17 protein-coding genes and 1 pseudogene are annotated in these 16,952 nt (G+C 68.1%); 12 read left to right on the top strand and 6 right to left on the bottom strand.

What is annotated here, in order from left to right; genetic code table 11:
- Positions 1–5: 5 nt before the first annotated feature.
- The 11 genes and pseudogenes from KXD97_RS02155 to KXD97_RS02205 all read left to right on the top strand — a co-directional run bounded on the left by KXD97_RS02155 (position 6) and on the right by KXD97_RS02205 (position 8,730).
- Positions 6–137: a hypothetical protein gene (locus KXD97_RS02155; RefSeq protein WP_260755242.1), complete on the top strand. Its 132-nt coding sequence runs from the start codon at positions 6–8 to the stop codon at positions 135–137.
- On the top strand, positions 134–862 hold the full coding sequence (locus KXD97_RS02160; protein ID WP_396884645.1) for a hypothetical protein: 729 nt from the start codon (positions 134–136) through the stop codon (positions 860–862). Before KXD97_RS02155 ends, KXD97_RS02160 begins: the two co-directional genes overlap by 4 nt.
- Positions 863–885: 23 nt before the next feature.
- Positions 886–1,290 (top strand): hypothetical protein, encoded by a 405-nt coding sequence (locus KXD97_RS02165; protein ID WP_396885572.1) that lies wholly within the window; start codon positions 886–888, stop codon positions 1,288–1,290.
- Positions 1,287–2,504 carry a cytochrome P450 gene (locus tag KXD97_RS02170; protein ID WP_260755244.1) on the top strand — a complete coding sequence of 406 codons (1,218 nt, stop codon included), beginning with the start codon at positions 1,287–1,289 and terminating at the stop codon, positions 2,502–2,504. The genes KXD97_RS02165 and KXD97_RS02170 overlap by 4 nt, the downstream gene beginning before the upstream one ends.
- A pseudogene (locus tag KXD97_RS02175) lies at positions 2,501–3,560 on the top strand (dihydrodipicolinate reductase). The gene KXD97_RS02170 and the pseudogene KXD97_RS02175 overlap by 4 nt, the downstream one beginning before the upstream one ends.
- A 10-nt stretch (positions 3,561–3,570) precedes the next feature.
- Positions 3,571–4,626 (top strand): dihydrodipicolinate reductase, encoded by a 1,056-nt coding sequence (locus tag KXD97_RS02180; protein WP_260755245.1) that lies wholly within the window; start codon positions 3,571–3,573, stop codon positions 4,624–4,626.
- Complete coding sequence (locus tag KXD97_RS02185; protein ID WP_260755246.1) at positions 4,626–5,042, top strand: hypothetical protein; 417 nt, start codon at positions 4,626–4,628, stop codon at positions 5,040–5,042. The genes KXD97_RS02180 and KXD97_RS02185 overlap by 1 nt, the downstream gene beginning before the upstream one ends.
- On the top strand, positions 5,039–6,205 hold the full coding sequence (locus tag KXD97_RS02190) for a cytochrome P450 (RefSeq protein WP_260755247.1): 1,167 nt from the start codon (positions 5,039–5,041) through the stop codon (positions 6,203–6,205). The genes KXD97_RS02185 and KXD97_RS02190 overlap by 4 nt, the downstream gene beginning before the upstream one ends.
- Positions 6,202–7,422 carry a cytochrome P450 gene (locus KXD97_RS02195; RefSeq protein WP_260755248.1) on the top strand — a complete coding sequence of 407 codons (1,221 nt, stop codon included), beginning with the start codon at positions 6,202–6,204 and terminating at the stop codon, positions 7,420–7,422. Before KXD97_RS02190 ends, KXD97_RS02195 begins: the two co-directional genes overlap by 4 nt.
- A complete protein-coding gene (locus KXD97_RS02200) occupies positions 7,419–7,988 on the top strand; it encodes an ERG2 family protein (RefSeq protein WP_260755249.1) in 570 nt (189 codons plus the stop codon). The genes KXD97_RS02195 and KXD97_RS02200 overlap by 4 nt, the downstream gene beginning before the upstream one ends.
- Positions 7,989–8,064: 76 nt before the next feature.
- The gene (locus KXD97_RS02205) at positions 8,065–8,730 is read left to right on the top strand and encodes an NAD(P)H-binding protein (RefSeq protein WP_260755250.1); all 666 of its coding nucleotides are present in this window, start codon (positions 8,065–8,067) and stop codon (positions 8,728–8,730) included.
- 18 nt (positions 8,731–8,748) lie between these two features.
- Here KXD97_RS02205 and KXD97_RS02210 read toward each other — a convergent pair whose 3' ends face one another.
- Genes KXD97_RS02210 through KXD97_RS02235 form a run of 6 tightly spaced genes read right to left on the bottom strand, consistent with a single transcriptional unit; the run spans position 8,749 to position 15,406 of the window.
- Complete coding sequence (locus tag KXD97_RS02210) at positions 8,749–9,195, bottom strand: SRPBCC family protein (RefSeq protein ID WP_260755251.1); 447 nt, start codon at positions 9,193–9,195, stop codon at positions 8,749–8,751.
- 10 nt (positions 9,196–9,205) lie between these two features.
- A complete protein-coding gene (locus KXD97_RS02215; RefSeq protein ID WP_260755252.1) occupies positions 9,206–9,493 on the bottom strand; it encodes an antitoxin in 288 nt (95 codons plus the stop codon).
- 10 nt (positions 9,494–9,503) lie between these two features.
- Positions 9,504–11,927: an HAD-IC family P-type ATPase gene (locus KXD97_RS02220; RefSeq protein ID WP_260755253.1), complete on the bottom strand. Its 2,424-nt coding sequence runs from the start codon at positions 11,925–11,927 to the stop codon at positions 9,504–9,506.
- On the bottom strand, positions 11,924–13,528 hold the full coding sequence (locus tag KXD97_RS02225; protein WP_260755254.1) for a serine hydrolase: 1,605 nt from the start codon (positions 13,526–13,528) through the stop codon (positions 11,924–11,926). The genes KXD97_RS02220 and KXD97_RS02225 overlap by 4 nt, the downstream gene beginning before the upstream one ends.
- 28 nt (positions 13,529–13,556) lie before the next feature.
- Complete coding sequence (locus tag KXD97_RS02230; RefSeq protein WP_260755255.1) at positions 13,557–14,672, bottom strand: MBL fold metallo-hydrolase; 1,116 nt, start codon at positions 14,670–14,672, stop codon at positions 13,557–13,559.
- On the bottom strand, positions 14,672–15,406 hold the full coding sequence (locus KXD97_RS02235) for an enoyl-CoA hydratase (protein WP_260755256.1): 735 nt from the start codon (positions 15,404–15,406) through the stop codon (positions 14,672–14,674). Before KXD97_RS02235 ends, KXD97_RS02230 begins: the two co-directional genes overlap by 1 nt.
- 26 nt (positions 15,407–15,432) lie before the next feature.
- Between KXD97_RS02235 and KXD97_RS02240 the strand changes: the two genes are divergently transcribed.
- A complete protein-coding gene (locus KXD97_RS02240; protein ID WP_260755257.1) occupies positions 15,433–16,905 on the top strand; it encodes a carboxyl transferase domain-containing protein in 1,473 nt (490 codons plus the stop codon).
- Positions 16,906–16,952: the final 47 nt, after the last annotated feature.

Here is a 16,952-nt window from a genome sequence, read left to right on the forward strand (position 1 = left end):
ACGACATGGTCGACCAGAAGGAACGCAACCGCAAGAAGGCTCTCATCATCCTGCAGGTCGTCGTCTACGGATATCTGCTGGTGATGTTTCTGATCCAGCTCTACATGTCGTTCGCCCGGGGGTGGTGGGAGCTGTGAACATCCCGCTACTGAAGCAGAAGTCGGCGGCCATCAAGGCCAGCGTTCCGTCCGGTTCGGTCAATCTGGACGAGCACCACGACGAGTCCCGGCAGGCCCAGCGCCGCGCCGACAAGTGGATGATCGCCGGCGCCGCACTGATGGGGATGTGGGCGCCCGGCCTGATCGGCCTGCCCATCTTCATGCGCGGAGTGTGGTTGCAGCGGCAGGCATTACGGGCGGGCCTGTCGGTCCGTCCGATGATCGTCACGCTCATCGGCTATCTGGTGCTGATCGACGGGATGCTCAACAGCCTCGGCTGGGCGCTCGACCTGGTCGCCAACCACACCCTGATCAACCGCGTGCTGATGGTCGGTTGGGGCGCGATGTTCGATGCCGGCTACTTCTGGCACTACAACGAGGCGTGGATCGGCGGCGCCGCTGCACCCGGCGAGAAGTCGATGGTGTTCGGCATGATCCTCACCGTCTTCGCGATGCGCTGCGCCGCGGCGATCGGGTTCCTTCAGATGAAGCGGTGGGGCCATCAGTGGATGATCATCACCTGCTGGATGGGCGTACTCATCTGGTGCCTGTACGTGTTCAACATGACCATGTACGCCGACGTGCGGTACGCGGGCGTCGTGTTCCCGGTCATCGGCTGGTGGCTCTACGACATCTTCTACATCACACCGTTTCTCGCCATCCCCTACCTGCACACGGTCAACCGCGAGATCTTCTCGGACTAAGGAGTTCAACTGTGACGACTTCTGTGGACAACACCGAAGAGAAGAGCCAGGACCTACCGCCGGGTACCACCCCGTACTACGCGCGGATGCACAAGTGGATCAAGCGCGCCGTTTTGGTGTGCCTGGTCGCATTGGTCATCGAGGGCGCGTTCACACTGCCGTTCATGGCGGTCTACTACGGCTACCCGACGTTGAGCCTCACCGAGATCTGCAGCGAGCTGCTCAAGGTGCGCTACTCCGACGACACGCTGGAATGCCAGGTGCCCTATCCGGCTCTCGGCCCGCCCGAGGGTGCCGAAGGCAAGGACACCGCACAGGACGAATGGGGCATCCAGCCCGTCCCGAAGTACAACCGGATCGGGTTCCGCGAACTGGTACGAATTCATGACGAGCGCGAAGCGCGGCAGGCGGCGGAGGGATCGCCGTGACCCAGACACCGGAGCGCCACGCCGAGAACTGGGATCTGCGGCACTCGGATTTCAACGACAACGAATTCCTGTACGACGTGTACGCGGTGATGCGGGCTAAGTCACCGTTTGCGCGGACCGACAACCCATTTCTCAGCGCGACACCGGCGGGGGCGTGGGTCGCGGTGCGCTACGCCGAATGTGTGCAGATCCTGCAGGACTGGGAACACTTCTCCAGCAACCCCACCCCGGAAGGAGCCGAGCAGCTCGCCGGTGATCTGGTGATCACCCTCGATCCGCCGCGGCAGCAGAAGTTCCGCAAGGTCCTCAACCCGTACTTCTCCCCGGCACGCATGAAGGCCTTGCGGCCTCAGATCGCTGACGAAACCGACCGGCTCCTCGACGAGTTCATCGAAAGCGGGTCCGGCGACCTCGCCGCGGTGGCGTGGCGCCAGCCGGGGATCGTGTTCTTCAAATACCTGCTCGGCATGCCTGTCGATGACGTCCCGCTGTGTGTGGAACTGACCGACAGCGCACTCAACGGCGCCACCGAGGAGGCGCGGATGGAAGCCTGGGGCGGCCTCTACCAGCATCTGCACGACGCCGTGACGGCTCGCACGGCAGAGCCGCCCCGCGACGACATGATCGACGTGTTGCTCTCCGCCGAGATCGACGGTGAGAAGCTGGCGTTCGCCGACGTGGTGTCCAACGCAATGCTGCTGGTACAGGCCGGCCTCGAAACCACCGCCAGTGCAATGTCTTTCGCCTATCACTATCTGGCCACCAACCCCGCCGAGCGGGATCGCCTGATCGACGAGCCTGATCTGCTCGCCCGCGCGGTCGAGGAGTTCATCCGGTTCGCCGGCTCCATCCACGGCATCCCTCGCACCGTGGCCAAAGACGTCGAAATGAACGGCTGCCGGTTCTCCCCCGGCGAGTCGGTGATCGTCAACTACGCCGCCGCCAACCGCGACGAGCGGCAGTTCCCCGACGCCGACCGCTGCATCCTCGACCGCCGCGAGAACCGGCACCTCGGCTTCGGCGCCGGCGTCCACCGTTGCCTCGGGTCCAACCTGGCACGGCTGGAGTTCCAGGTCGGCCTCGAACGGGTGCTGGCCCGCATGCCCGACTTCACCCTCGCGGCAGGGCAGCAGGCCAAGTTTCACGGCAACTCCGTCACTCGCGGATTCCGCTCGGTACCCGTCACTTTCACTGCCGCAGACAGGTCACGATGACATACCGCGTCGTGCAGTGGACCACCGGCAATGTCGGGACCAAGTCGGTGCACGCGGTGATCGCGAACACCGAGCTCGAGCTCGTCGGCTGCTACGCGTGGTCACCCGACAAGGTCGGCAGGGACGCCGGCGAACTCTGCGGGGTCGGCCCGATCGGGATCACCGCCACCGACGACGTCGACGCACTGCTCGCGCTTCGACCAGACTGCGTCGTCTACAACCCGATGTTCGCCGACACCGGCGACCTTGTCCGCATCCTCGAATCCGGCGCAAACGTCGTCACCACATCGGAGTTCATCACCGGCAGCCGCCTGGGTGCCGACCGCGACCGCATCATCGACGCCTGCCGCCGCGGCGGCTCCACAATCTTCGGCAGCGGCATCAATCCCGGCTTCATCCAGCTCTTCGCGGTCGTCACCGCCGGCATTTCGGACCGGGTCGACCGGATCAGCATCGTCGAATCGTTCGACACCACCATCTACAACTCGCCGCAGACCGAAATCCCCATGGGATTCGGCTATTCCATCGACGAACCCGACCTCGCGTCGATCACCGCAACGGGGTCCGGCGTCTTCGCCGAGGCCGTGCAAGTGGTCGCCGACGCACTCGGAGTGCAACTCGACGACATCCGCTGCGACGTGGACTACGCCGAGACCACCGAGGACCTCGATCTGCCCGGCGGATGGACCATCACCGCCGGCTGTGTCGCCGGAATCGACGTGCGGTGGAAGGGCATCGTTGACGGGCGCGAGGTTGTCGAGATCCGCGGCATCTGGACAAAAGGGCAATCGCTGCAGCCGCAGTGGCCCACCGCGTTCGGCTACACCGTCACCGTCGAGGGACGTCCCACCATCACCAGCACGCTGAGCTTCGCCCCACCCCCCGGACTTCGCCGGAGAAACCCTCGACGACTTCGTCATGCTGGGGCTCACCATCACCGCGATGCCGGCGATCACCGCGATACCCGCCGTGGTTGCCGCCCCGGCAGGCATCGCCACCTACAACGACCTGCCCCTGCTGTTGCCCCGCGGTGTGCTGCACGCCGGTTCGCACTAGGAGAATGCCCATGACGGACAAGACCTATCGGGTGATCCAGTGGATGACCGGTGATGTCGGACAGGTCGGTGTCCGGCACTTCTGCGCCTCGCCCGTCTTCGACCTCGTGGGTGTGCTGGTGCATAGCAAGGACAAGGTGGGCAAGGACGCGGGTGAGCTCGCAGGGATCCTTCCGACCGGTGTCACCGCCACCGACGACGTCGACGCGATGGTCGCGCTGGCCGCCGACTGCGTCTTCTACACGCCGATCATCATGGATGTCGAGACGGTGTGCCGGCTGCTGCGCTCCGGCAAGAACGTCGTGACGACGGCCGGATTCTTCCACCCGAGTGCGGATTTCCACGACGGCGGCGAGCAGATCCGCGCGGCGTGCAGCGACGGTGGCACCTCCTTTCACGGCGGCGGCATCCACCCCGGCTACGCCGGTGACATCCTTCCGCTCACCCTGTCGCGGGTGATGAGCAGGGTCGACACCATCCACGTTTACGAAGTGGTCGACGTGCTCAAGGACGCGCCGATGGACCACATCGACTGGATGGGTTTCGGCAAGGACAAGGACGCGTTTCTCGCCGAGCCCACCATCCTGGGCCTCGGATTGCCGTTCTTCGCCCAGTCGATGCACATGATCGCCGACGGTCTCGGTGTGACGATCGACGAGGTGAGCGCCGCCGACATCGATGTCGCCACAGCCGCGGCCGACATCCCGCACGCGGACGGCGCCATCCCGAAGGACACCGTGGCCGGGCAACGCCACGAGTGGACCGCCTGGGTGGACGGTAAGCCGCTCATCGTCTTCCACGCGATCTACGTGACCGCAGGCCCCGACCTGCTGAACCCGGGCTGGGATTGGGGCGAGACCCGCTACGAGATCGTCATCGACGGCGACCCGCCGACCGAGCTGACGCTCAAGGGTGTCCGCCGGCCCGACGGCACCATGTCCCATCCCGGCTACGACTGGACGGCGATGGGAGCTATCAACGCCATTCCCGACGTGTGCGACGGTCCACCCGGCTGGCTCAACCACCTCGACCTCGGCCTGATCCGGCCACGCGGGCTGGTCCGCTGATGACGACCGAACCGAAGCTGCATCATGTCGTGTTCGCGGTCGCGCCGCAGCGGTGGCATGACACCGCACAGATGTTCACAGAACTCGGATTCCGGTTCAACGCCGCCGAACTCACCGAACTGGGCATTCGGGTCCAGCTGGACTGGGACCGTGGCGTCGAGCTGATCAGCCCGATCACCGGGTCCGATGCGGCAGTGGCGGCGTCGGTCAACGAGTTCCTCGACCGCCATGGAGACGGCGTCTACACCGTGGTGCTGCGCATCCCCGAAGCCGCCGCCGGCGAGGCGGTCATCGACCGCTACGGCGCGGTCACGCGATTCCGGCAGGAGTTCTCCGGTGACGGAACCTACCTCGACGAGGTCGACCTGTCGGTGCTCGGACTGCCCCTGACCTTGCTCGCGACCAACGTGCCATGACCGGGGCCGCCGATGCGCTGCCGCAGGTGCGCTACGGGGACCTGCCGATGTCGCGGGACCGCGGTGACGGCTGGGCCACGCTGCGCGACCAGGGCCCCGTGCTCTACGGCGACGGCTGGTACTACCTCACCCGCCGCCAGGACGTCCTTGCCGCGCTGCGTGACCCCGAGGTGTTCTCGTCGCGGATCGCCTACGACGACATGATCAGCCCGGTGCCGCTGGTGCCTCTCGGCTTCGACCCTCCCGAACACACCAGGTACCGGCGCGTCCTGCACCAGTTTTTCAGTCCGCAGACACTCGCCGTGCTGATGCCGTCGTTTCAGGCCCAGGTGATCGACATCATCGAGGGCCTGGCGCAGCGCGACGAGTGCGAGGTGATGGCCGACCTGGCAACCCCGTACCCGTCGCAGGTCTTCCTCACGCTGTTCGGGCTGCCGCTGGCCGACCGCGAACGTCTGATCGGGTGGAAAGACGCCATCATCGCGTTCAGTCTGACTACCGACCCGTCCAGCGTCGACCTGACCCCCGCGGTCCAGCTGTACACCTACCTCACCGAAGCGGTTGCTGGGCAACGGGAGAACCCCCGCGAGGGCATCCTGTCCCAGCTGCTCCATGGCGACGAACCCCTCACCGACAACGAGGCGGTCGGATTGTCCCTCGTGTTCGTCCTCGCCGGTCTGGACACCGTCACCTCCGCGATCGGCGCCACGATGCTGGAGTTGGCCCGCCGCCCCGCGCTGCGCACGGCGTTGCGGGAGGACCTCGACGGTATCGCGATGTTCGTCGAAGAGATGATCCGGCTGGAACCGGCCGCGCCCATCGTCGGGCGCGTGACGACCCGGCCGGTCACCGTCTCGGGTGTCACGTTGCCTGCCGGTGCCGAGGTGCGGCTGTGTCTGGGGGCGATCAACCGCGACGGCAGCGACGCCCACTCCGTCGACGACCTCGTTCTCGACGGCAAGCTACACAAACACTGGGGATTCGGCGGCGGACCGCACCGTTGTCTGGGTTCCCACCTGGCCAGAATGGAACTCAAGCTCGTGGTTGCCGAATGGCTTTCCCGGATTCCCGACTTCGAGCTCGCTGCCGGCTACGTCCCCGAGATCACCTGGCCGTCGGCGACGTGCACGCTGCCGGCGCTGCCGCTGAGGATCCTCCGGTGACCGCCGCGCCCAGCGTATTCGACGCCGGCCTGCCCACCCTCACCTACGAGCTCACCGACACCCCGCAGCAGATCTATCCGCAGTTGCGCGCCGCGCAGCAGACCGCGCCGATCGCGCTGGGCCCCATCGGACCCGAGGTGCTGTCCTATCCCCTGGCCCGAACTGTATTGGGCGACCCGAGGTTCAGGATCCCGCCGGGTATTCATCTCTCCGCGCACGGCCTCACCTCGGGCGAACTCTGGGACCGGGTCACCCGCAGCATCCTGTGCATGGAAGGCGATGAACACCGCCGCCTACGTAGCCTGGTGTCGCGGGCCTTCACCCCACGCGCGACAGCGCGGATGGACGAGACGATCCATCAGGTCATCAATCAGCTGATCGATTCGGTCAGCGCGGATGGCGGGTGCGAGTTCGTCGAGCAGATCGCCCGGCCCTATCCGATCCCGGTGATCTGCGCGCTGTTCGGAGCACCCCGGCAGGACTGGAAGCTGTTCTCCACCTGGGCCGAAGACATCTTCAAGATCGTCAGCTTCGACATCGACCTCGTCGATGAGGAACCCACGGTGCTTCGGGCGTGGGACGCGTTCGACGCCTACATCGACGACATGATCGCTCACCGGCGCCGACATCTGACGACCGATCTGCTGTCCGAGCTGATCCGCGCCGAGGACGGCGGGGACCGCCTCGACGCCGGCGAGGTCCGCATGCTGGCATTCAGCATCCTGATTGCCGGAACCGACACCACCAGAACACAATTGGCGGCCTCGATGCAGGCGCTCTGCGAGCATCCCGACCAGCTCGCGCTGCTCCGCGACCGACCCGAGCTGGCCATGCGCGCCGTCGAGGAGACCATGCGACACTCCCCGTCGATGTGCAGCACCGTCCGCACCGTGGGCGAGGATGTCACAATCGGTGAATACACCTTCCCTGCGGGAGCATTCATCGTGGCCAACACCTACGCCGCCAACCGGGATCCGGCGATCTACGACGACCCCACCCGCTTCGACATCACCCGCGACGACCCACCCCCGATTCTGACCTTCGGCGGTGGCGCCCACTACTGCCTCGGCGCCAACCTGGCCCGGCGGGAACTCTGCGAGGCGTTGAAGATCCTGGCGCGCCGACTGCCCAATCCCAAGGTGGCCGGACCGGCACCGTGGCGGCCGTTGCTGGGTATGAGCGGACCCACCAGCCTGCCTGTGGAGTTCGACCGGTGACGTACCGGATCGACCCCGACGTCCTGCATCAGGTGGCCAGAGAAGTCGTCGGCCTGCCGCTGCACACCGGTGAACTCACCGCCCGTGCAGTCGGGCTGCTCGCCGAGGCGTACCCCGGTCTGATCGACCCGACTCCGGGGCGCTGGGTGGGCAGCAAGGCCGGCGGGGTGCTGGGCAAGGTCCGGTTTCTGTATTTCAGCCCACGCGAGTACATCGTCATCTTCGGGTCACCGACTGGAACACAAGGCTTTTCGGGACGCTACAAACACGTCGACATCCACAAGTTCCTGCTGGCCGGGCAGATCGACTCCTATGATCTGGAGTCCGACGACCACGTCGCACTGCCACCGCTGATGCCGGGCGGACACACCTGTCTGCAACGCGGGCACGCGCGGGGATTGACGATCCACCCCGGCTCGTGGCACCTCGAATACGGGCGCGGCGCCGTCGCCACCACGCTTCCCTTCGCGATGGTGGACACGCTGCTGGTGTCGTTGGGGTTCGAATCGGTGCGCCGGTCGACGATCGAGTTCGGCAAGCTGGTTCGCCGGCGATTTCAGCGCTGACAGCCGCGGACGCGAAAGTGAGTACGTTGAGGTTGTGACGTCGACACCGGGTCGTCGGTCAGGTCGGAGGTAGGTCATGCGCGTCGTCATCGCCGGAGGGCACGGAAAAATCGCTCTGATCACCTCGCGGCTGCTGTCCGCGCGCGGCGACTCGGTGGCCGGCCTCATCCGTAACCCCGACCAAGCCGACGATCTGCGTGCCGCCGGCGCTGAACCGATCGTCGTCGACCTGGAGAACACCACCAACGGTGTCGTAGCCACCCACCTGCGCGGCGCCGACGCCGTCATCTTCGCGGCGGGCGCCGGGCCCGGCAGTGGAGCGGCCCGAAAGGAGACCGTCGACCGCGACGCGGCGATCCTCTTGGCCGACGCCGCCGAAGCCGCGGGAGTGCGGCGTTACCTGATGATCTCGTCGATGGGCGCCGACGCCCACGCACCGGACGACGCGGGCGACCCGGTGTTCGTCGCCTACCTGCGGGCCAAGGGCGCCGCCGACGACGTCATCCGCTCGCGTGCCGACCTTCTCAGCACGATCGTGCGGCCGGGCCTGCTCACCAACGATCCGGGCACCGGCCGGGTGTACATCGCCGAACACACCGGGCCCGGCAGCATCCCCCGCGCCGATGTGGCGGCGGTGCTCGTCGCTGCGCTGGACATGCCGCAGACCGCCGGCCACACCTTCGAGGTCATCTCCGGCGACGTCCCGGTGGCCGAGGCGGTGGCCGCCGTCGCAGCCGGCTGACGGCCGGCGCACCCGCGGTCAGGACGGCGCGAAGACGGTCTTGAACCGGTTCAGCGACTCCTGGATGTCCCCCTTGAGGGCACCGGCGACCACCATGCCGATCGGTCCGAACAGCGCGGGTCCGCCGAGGTGGATGTCGAACGTGACGGTCGAGGCGGCCGGGTCCGTCTGGCTGGGCTTGATCTTGCCCATCAGCTTGACCTTGACACCGCCTTTGCCGTCGCCGTTGAGCGTCATCGCCTCGGGTGGGCGGTAGTGCACCACTGTCCAGCTCACCCGGTTCGGCATGCCCTTGACCTCGACGATCGAGTCGAGCTGAGTGCCCTTCTCGATGACATCAGGCAGTTTGGAGCGCCATACCCGGTGGATGGACAGCCACTCCCGGTAGCGGGACAGGTCCGAGGCGCTCTCCCACGCCTTCTCGGGCGGCAGCGGGACGTCGACGGAGACGGACAGCTTCGCCATGCGCGAGCGCCTACGAGGTCGGCGGAGCCGTCGGGGGCTGCTGCGGCGGAGTGGTCGGCGGCGGAGGAGGCGGAGTGGTCGGCGGCGGAGGAGGCGCCTGACCGGACTGCTGTTCGGGCGGCACCGTGCCGGTGTTGTCGGCGACGGCCTTCCTGGCCGCGTCCTGCACCTTGTCGACCGTTGACGTGTACTTGCCCTTGGTCTTCTTGTCGACGAGATCACCGGCCTTGTCGATCACCGTGTCGACCTTGTCGGCGTTCTTGGAGAGAAGATCTTTGGCCTTGTCCAGAAATCCCATGCGACCAACCCTACCGCTCGCTCGGACGCCACAGGGTGCGCTGTTCTCCCAGCACACGGCCCTGAACCCACCAGATCACCTCGATGGCGACCGCACCGGCGAGCCCGATTCCCAGCGCCGTCGACGTCAGCGCGACGTTGGACGGATCGAGGATGAACAGCTCACGGGCGAACGGGATGCTGAAGATGACGACGTAGGCCAGCGCCGACACCGCCACCAGCAGCACCCGCCACCACTCATACGGGCGCGCCACCACCGACAGCACCCACAGCGCCGACACCAGCAGCGTGATCAGCGCCGCGGTCGAGGCCTGTGTCTGCTCGGTCTCGGTGGCCGCCCGCCCCTGGTAGGCGAGCAGGTACGAGGTGAACGTCGCCGCCCCGACGACGATCCCCGACGGCAGCGCCGACGTCATCACCCGCCGCACGAACCCCGGGCGGGCGCGTTCGTTGTTCGGGGCCAGGGACAGGATGAACGCCGGGATACCGATGGTGAACCATGCCGCGATCGTCACGTGGATGGGCTGGAACGGGAACAGCAGCGGATCGGACCCGAACAGCTCGGCCGACAGTCCGCCCAGGCCGACGAGCACCGCCAGCAACACCGAGTACACCGTCTTGGTGAGGAACAGGTTCGAGACCCGCTCGATGTTGCCGATCACCCGCCTGCCCTCCCCCACGACGTAGGGCAGGGTGGCGAACTTGTTGTCCAGCAGCACGATCTGCGCCACCGCTCGCGACGCCGAGCTCCCCGAACCCATCGCCACGCCGATGTCGGCGTCCTTGAGCGCGAGCACGTCGTTGACGCCGTCGCCGGTCATCGCGACGGTGTGGCCGCGGGACTGCAGCGCGTGCACCATCGCCCGCTTCTGATCGGGCCGTACCCGGCCGAACGTCGTGCACTCCTCCAGCGTGTCGGCGAGCGCGTCGGGCTGCTCGGGGAGCCGCCGCGCGTCCATCGTCTCGCCGGCCAGCCCGAGCGAACCCGCCACCGCACCCACCGAGACGGCGTTGTCCCCCGAGATCACCTTGATCGAGACATGCTGCGAGGCAAAGTAATCGAGGGTGTCGCGGGCGTCGGGGCGGACGCGCTGCTCGAGCACCACCAGCGCGGCGGGGGTGACCACACCGGGGGCGTCCGGTGCGTCCACCGGCCGGTCGCTGGAGCCGAGCAGCAGCACCCGCAGACCCTGCGCGCCGATCCTCTCGGCGTCCTCGGCCACCGGCGAGGCGGGGTCGAGCAGCACGTCCGGTGCGCCGATCACCCAGTTGCCGTGATCGGCATAGGAGGTGCCGCTCCATTTGGTGGCCGACTTGAACGGCGCGGTGGCGGTCGCGGTCCAGCCGGGCGGCATCGTGTAGGCCTCCGCGATCGCGGCCATGCTCGCGTTGGGCCTGGCGTCGTCGGCGGCGAGCTGGGCCAGCACCTCGGCGACCGTGCCCGCCCCCCGGTCGCTCGGCTCCTCTCCTGCCTGTGGAGCCTCGATGCGCAACAGATCGCTGACCCGCATCCCGTTCTCGGTCAGAGTGCCCGTCTTGTCGGCGCAGACGACGTCGACACGGGCCAGACCCTCGATGGCGGGCAGCTCGTTGACCAGACACTGCCTACGGCCCAGCCGGATCACCCCCACCGCGAAGGCGATCGAGGTCATCAGCACCAGCCCCTCGGGCACCATCGGCACCAGGGCTCCGACCATCCGCAGCACCGATTCCCGCCAGCCGGCCCCGGTGGTGAACAGCTGGGTATAGATGATCAGGGCCCCGGCCGGCACCAGCAGGTAGGTGATGAACTGCAGGATCTTGTTGATCCCGTTGCGCAGTTCGGATTTCACCAGGGTGAACTTGCTGGCCTCCTCGGCGAGTTTCGCGGCGTAGGCCTCGCGGCCGACCTTGGTGGCGCGGTAGGCTCCGGTGCCCGCCACCACGAAGCTGCCCGACATCACATGGTCGCCGACGTCTTTGGCGATGGGGTCGGCTTCGCCGGTCAGCAGGGACTCGTCGACCTCGAGGTTGGCCTCTTCGATGAGCATGCCGTCGACCACGATCTGGTCGCCGGGGCCCAACTCGATCACATCGTCGAGAACCACCTCGCTGGGCGCGAGTGGCCGGCTCCCGGACTGCCTGCGCACCAACGGTTTCGCCTGCCCGACGATGGCGAGTTTGTCCAGTGTCTGCTTGGCGCGCAATTCCTGGATGATGCCGATCGCACTGTTGGCGATGATGAGCAGACCGAACGCGCCGTTGATCACCGATCCGGTGGACAGCACGATGATCAGGAGCACGCCGAGGATGGCGTTGATGCGGGTGAACACGTTCCCGCGGATGATCTCGGAGACGCTGCGCGCAGCCCGGGTGGGGACGTCGTTGGTCTTGCCCTCGGCGACGCGCTGCGCCACCTCGGCGTCCGACAGGCCGGCGGCCACAGAAACCGTCATCGGGTGAAGACTCCCTTGCCGTCGTCGTCGAAATATTCCAGCGTGAGGGCGTCCCCGGCGAACGTCGCCGTCGAAACCGTTCCGGGGGGAGCGTTCTCGGAGGACACCGGGAAGGTGAACACGTCGCCATCCCACGGGCTCAGCTCGAAGGTGCCGCGCGGTCCCAGGGTGAGCTGCAGGCGGCCGTCGCGCTCGGCGACCGTCGCCGGCCCCCAGTAGGCGTTGCGGTACACCCCGGCGTACGACGGCAGCGGTGACGGCGGTTTCGCGCCGACGGGCCGCTGCTGGCCGACCAGCGCCCCGACCGGCTTGTCCATGTCGGCGAAAGCCTTGCCGTACAAATCACCCCAGTCCTCGCGCACCTCCCCGAACTGGACCAGGTCGGCGAACTGCGCGGTCAGGGCCTCCGGGATACCCGCCGGGCTGGCGTTGGTCAGCGCGACGATCGCGACGTCGGCCGAGGGCAGGAACAGCACGTTGGTGGCTGCGCCGAGTTCGAATGCACCCGAGTGGCTCAGTTCGGTGCGTGCCGCCGGCGTGGTGCCGACGTTGAAGCCGTATCCGTAGAACCCCGACCGCATCGCCGGTTCGGAGCCCCGCGACGACACCACCTGCGGGGTGACCGCGGGCAGCAGCGCCTTCGGGTCGATCAGCGCACGGCCGTCGTGCTGCCCGTCGGCGAGCACCATCGCCATCCACCGGGCCATGTCGTTGACCGATGAACTGGCCCCACCCGCCGGTGACTGTGCCTGCGCGTCGCGGACGTAGCGCGGCTCGTAGCGGCCGTCGATGCGGATGTGGCCCACCGCGCGGTCCGGCCGGGCCTCGTAGTCACCGAACGTGTAGCTGGTGGCGGTCATGCCCAACGGCGCCAACAGCGCGTGGGAGGCCAGTTGTTCCCAGGACTTCCCGGTGCCGGCGGCGACCGCTTCCGCGCCGGCGGTCAATCCGAAGTTGGTGTAGGCGTAGGACGTTCGGAACGGATCGAGCGGCAGTTCGCGGAGCCGCTCCAGCACCTGCCTGCGGTCGTAGCCGAGGTCTTCGAGCTTGTCCCCGGCATGGTCGGGCAGTCCGGAGCGGTGCGAGAACATGTCCCCGACCGTGACCATCTGCGTGACGGCCGGGTCCGACAACCCGAACCACGGCAGCCGCGACACGAGGGGGGTGTCCCAGCTGACCTGGCCCTGCCCCACCAGGGTGGCCACGACCGTCGCGCTCAGTGGTTTGGACAGCGATGCCAGCTGGAATACCGTGTCGGGACCGACCCGGTTGTCCGGCCGATCGGCACGCTCAAGGTTCTTGACGCCGAACCCTTTCGCGTACACCGTTTTTCCGCCGTGCACCACGGCCACCGCCATGCCCGGGATACCCGACTCGGCGACCAGGCGCTCGGCGATCCCGTCGAGTTCGGCCACCGCGTTCTGCACCGCGTTGTCCGGCAGCGGCATCGCCGGGACCAACGGAGGGGGCACCTTCCAGGCCTGCCCGGCGGGCGGGGCCACGGATGTCGCGGACGCGGCGGGGTCGGCGGGCTCGGCGCCGCACCCTCCCAGCAGCGCAACAGCCAGTGCGAATACGGCCAGCCTGACCGGTGGATTCATGATCAGCACCGTAACGCGTCGTCGCAGCCTAGAAGCGCCACCACGGCTCGAAAGTCGACTCCGGGTCCACCCGCTGACCGGGGATCGGCACCGCCAGACGCACCCGCTCGGCATCGGCGGCAGCCGTCAGCCGTTCCGCCGGTTCGGCCCAGGGGTGCGGCGCCAGCCGGAACGTCGCCCAGTGGATCGGCACCATCAGGCCGTGGTCCACGTCGGTGAGGTCCAGGTGGGCGCGTACCGCCTCTTCGGGGTTCATGTGGATGTCGGCGAAGGCGGGGTGGTAGGCACCGATCGGCAGCAGGGCGAGGTCGAACGGGCCGTATTCGGCGCCGATCTCGGCGAAGCTCTTGGTATAGCCCGTGTCGCCGCCGAAGAACGCGTTGTGGACGGGCCCGGCTACCACCCACGACGACCACAGCGTGGAGTCGCGCGCGAACAGCCGTCCGGAGAAGTGCCGCGCCGGTGTGCAGACCAGGGTCAGGTCGTCGATCCGGTGAGCCTCGTTCCAGTCCAGTTCGACGATGCGACTCTCGGGGATGCCCCACTTGCGCAGGTGCGCGCCGATGCCCAGCGGCACCACGAACGGGGCGCGCTGGGTGTGCGCGAGCGCGACGATGGTGTCGATGTCGAGATGGTCGTAGTGGTCGTGGCTGATGATGACGGCGTCGACGGCGGGTAGCGCTTCCAGCAGCACCGGCGCGTCGTGCATCCGGTGCGGTCCGACCGCGCGCGACGGGGAGCACCGATTGCTCCACACCGGGTCGGCCAGGACGCGGTAGCCGTCCACCTCGATCAGCACGCTGGAGTGGCCGTACCAGCTCGCCGCGGCCGGCGCCGCGACCGGGTCGACTGTCGGCGGCTCAGCGAGCGGGATCGGTGCGGACGGTGTGCCCTGGGACGTGAAGTTCGCCAGGTCCCGCAGCAGCATGCGCTGCACGTCGCGGTCCATCGTGATGCCCGACGGCGGCTCGAGGTTGACGAACTTCCCGTCCTTGTAGTGCGGCGAGCGGCGCGCCACCGGCGCAATCTCCGCGGGGGTCGCTCCGAGCGAGGCGGGCGTGCCCTGCAGCGCGCGCAACACCCATCCCCCGGCCAGCAGCGATGCCGTGCCGAAGCCGTAGCGCAGCGCCGTCCGCAGCACCATCAGGCGCCCCGGAACCTGGGCGGCCGCTTCTCGATGCGCGCGATCTGGGCCTCGATGATGTCTTGGCTGGCCCAGGCCCGGTCGAAGAGCTCCTGGTGGGCGGGCCACGGCTCTTCGTAGGCGCCGTCGTCGTTGAGCACCCGCTTGGCGTGCTGCAGCGCCAGCGGCGCGAATCCCGCGATCTCCTGCGCCCAGGCCTGCGCGTCCGCCAGTGTGCCGATCCGGTTGGCCATCCCGGTCTGCAGCGCGACGTCGGCGGTGAGCCGTTCGGCGGCCAGCAGCATGCCGCGGGCCCGTCCGGCGCCGACCAGCGAGGTCAATCTCCGGATGCTCCAGTTGTCCAGGGCGATACCGTATTTCGCGACCGGGAACTGGAAATAGGCCTCGGGCGCCACCACGCGCAGATCGCAGATCATCGACAGGATGACCCCGGCGCCGATCGCGGGGCCGTTGACCGCGCCGATGACCGGCACCGGTGCGCGGTCGATCGCCAGGTTCAGCGCCCTGGCTTTGTCGGGAAGCTCGTCGGCGACGCCCTGACCACCGGACAGGTCCGCCCCCGAACTGAACACGTGGCCGGCGCCGGTGATGACGATCGCGCGGACGTCTTCGGAAGCCGCCTTCTCGATCGCTTCCCGCAGTCTGTCCACCAACTCGGCGTTGAGCGCGTTGCGCCGCTCGGGGCGCTGCAGCTCCAGCGTCATCACGTTCCCGTCGCAGGTCACTCCAATCATGGACCCCACCCTATTAGCCTTTCCCTGTGAGCCGGATCCGCGCCCATGCGCTGCGCGACGCCCTGCTGGACGAGGGATCCTTCGTGAGCTGGGATGAGCCGCCGCTGACCGTGCCCACCTCGGAGGCATACCGTAGGGAACTCGACGACGCCGAGGCCGCGACCGGGCTCGACGAATCCGTGCTCACCGGCGAAGGACGGGTGTTCGGCCGGCGGGTCGCGCTGGTGGCGTGCGAGTTCGACTTCCTGGCCGGTTCCATCGGGGTGGCCGCAGCCGAACGCATCGTTGCCGCGGTGCAGAAGGCGACAGCCGAGCGGCTCCCGCTGCTCGCGTCGCCCAGCTCGGGCGGCACCCGCATGCAGGAGGGCACGGTCGCGTTCTTGCAGATGGTCAAGATCGCCGCCGCCGTGGAACTGCACAAGAAGGCCCATCTGCCGTATCTGGTGTATCTGCGGCATCCGACCACCGGCGGGGTGTTCGCGTCCTGGGGGTCGCTCGGGCATGTCACCGCCGCCGAACCCGGAGCGCTGATCGGGTTCCTGGGCCCGCGGGTGTACGAGCATCTCTACGGCGAACCGTTTCCGTCGGGCATCCAAACCGCCGAGAACCTGCACCGCCACGGCGTCGTCGACGCTGTCGTCCCGCTCGCGGTGCTGCGCGCGACGCTGGACCGCACGCTGAAGGTGGTGTCGGATGCGCCCGGCGAGCCGCCCGTCGCGCCGGAGCCCGAACCGCTGCCCGATGTGCCGGCCTGGGAGTCGGTCGAGATCTCGCGGCGCCCGGACCGGCCGGGCGTCAGCGCGCTGCTGCGGCACGGCGCCACCGAACGGGTGCTGCTGTCGGGGACGGGTCAGGGTGAGGCGGCCACCACGCTGCTGGCGCTGGCCCGGTTCGGCGGTCAGCCGGCCGTCGTCCTCGGACAGCAGCGAGTGGTCGGCGGGGTGGTCGGCCCGGCGGCGCTGCGCGAGGCCAGGCGCGGCATGGCGTTGGCGGCGGGACTGAAACTGCCGCTGGTGCTCGTCATCGACACCGCGGGTCCGGCGCTGTCGGCCGAGGCCGAGGAAGGCGGGCTGGCCGGTGAGATCGCCCGGTGCCTGGCCGAGCTGGTCACACTCGACACCCCGACGATCTCGGTGCTGCTCGGCCAGGGCAGCGGCGGCCCTGCCCTGGCGATGGTGCCCGCCGACCGGGTGCTGGCGGCCCTGCACGGCTGGCTGGCACCGCTGCCTCCCGAGGGCGCCAGCGCGATCGTGTTCCGCGATGTCGACCACGCCCCGGAACTGGCTGCGGCACAGGGCATTCGATCGGCGGATCTGTTGCGCAACGGGATCGTCGACGCGGTCGTTCCCGAACATCCCGATGCGGCCGACGAACCGATGGCGTTCACCGCGCGACTCTCGGCGACCATCGCAGCCGAACTCCACCGGCTGCGCACGGTGCCCGACGAACAGCGGCTGGCCGCCCGCCTGGAGCGCTACCGCCGCATAGGCCTTCCCTGATCCCGCCGAAATCGCATTCCACGCGGCACTTTTCGCGGATTCATCGC

It is taken from the genome of Mycobacterium sp. SMC-8, assembly GCF_025263565.1.
Taxonomy (GTDB): Bacteria; Actinomycetota; Actinomycetes; order Mycobacteriales; family Mycobacteriaceae; genus Mycobacterium.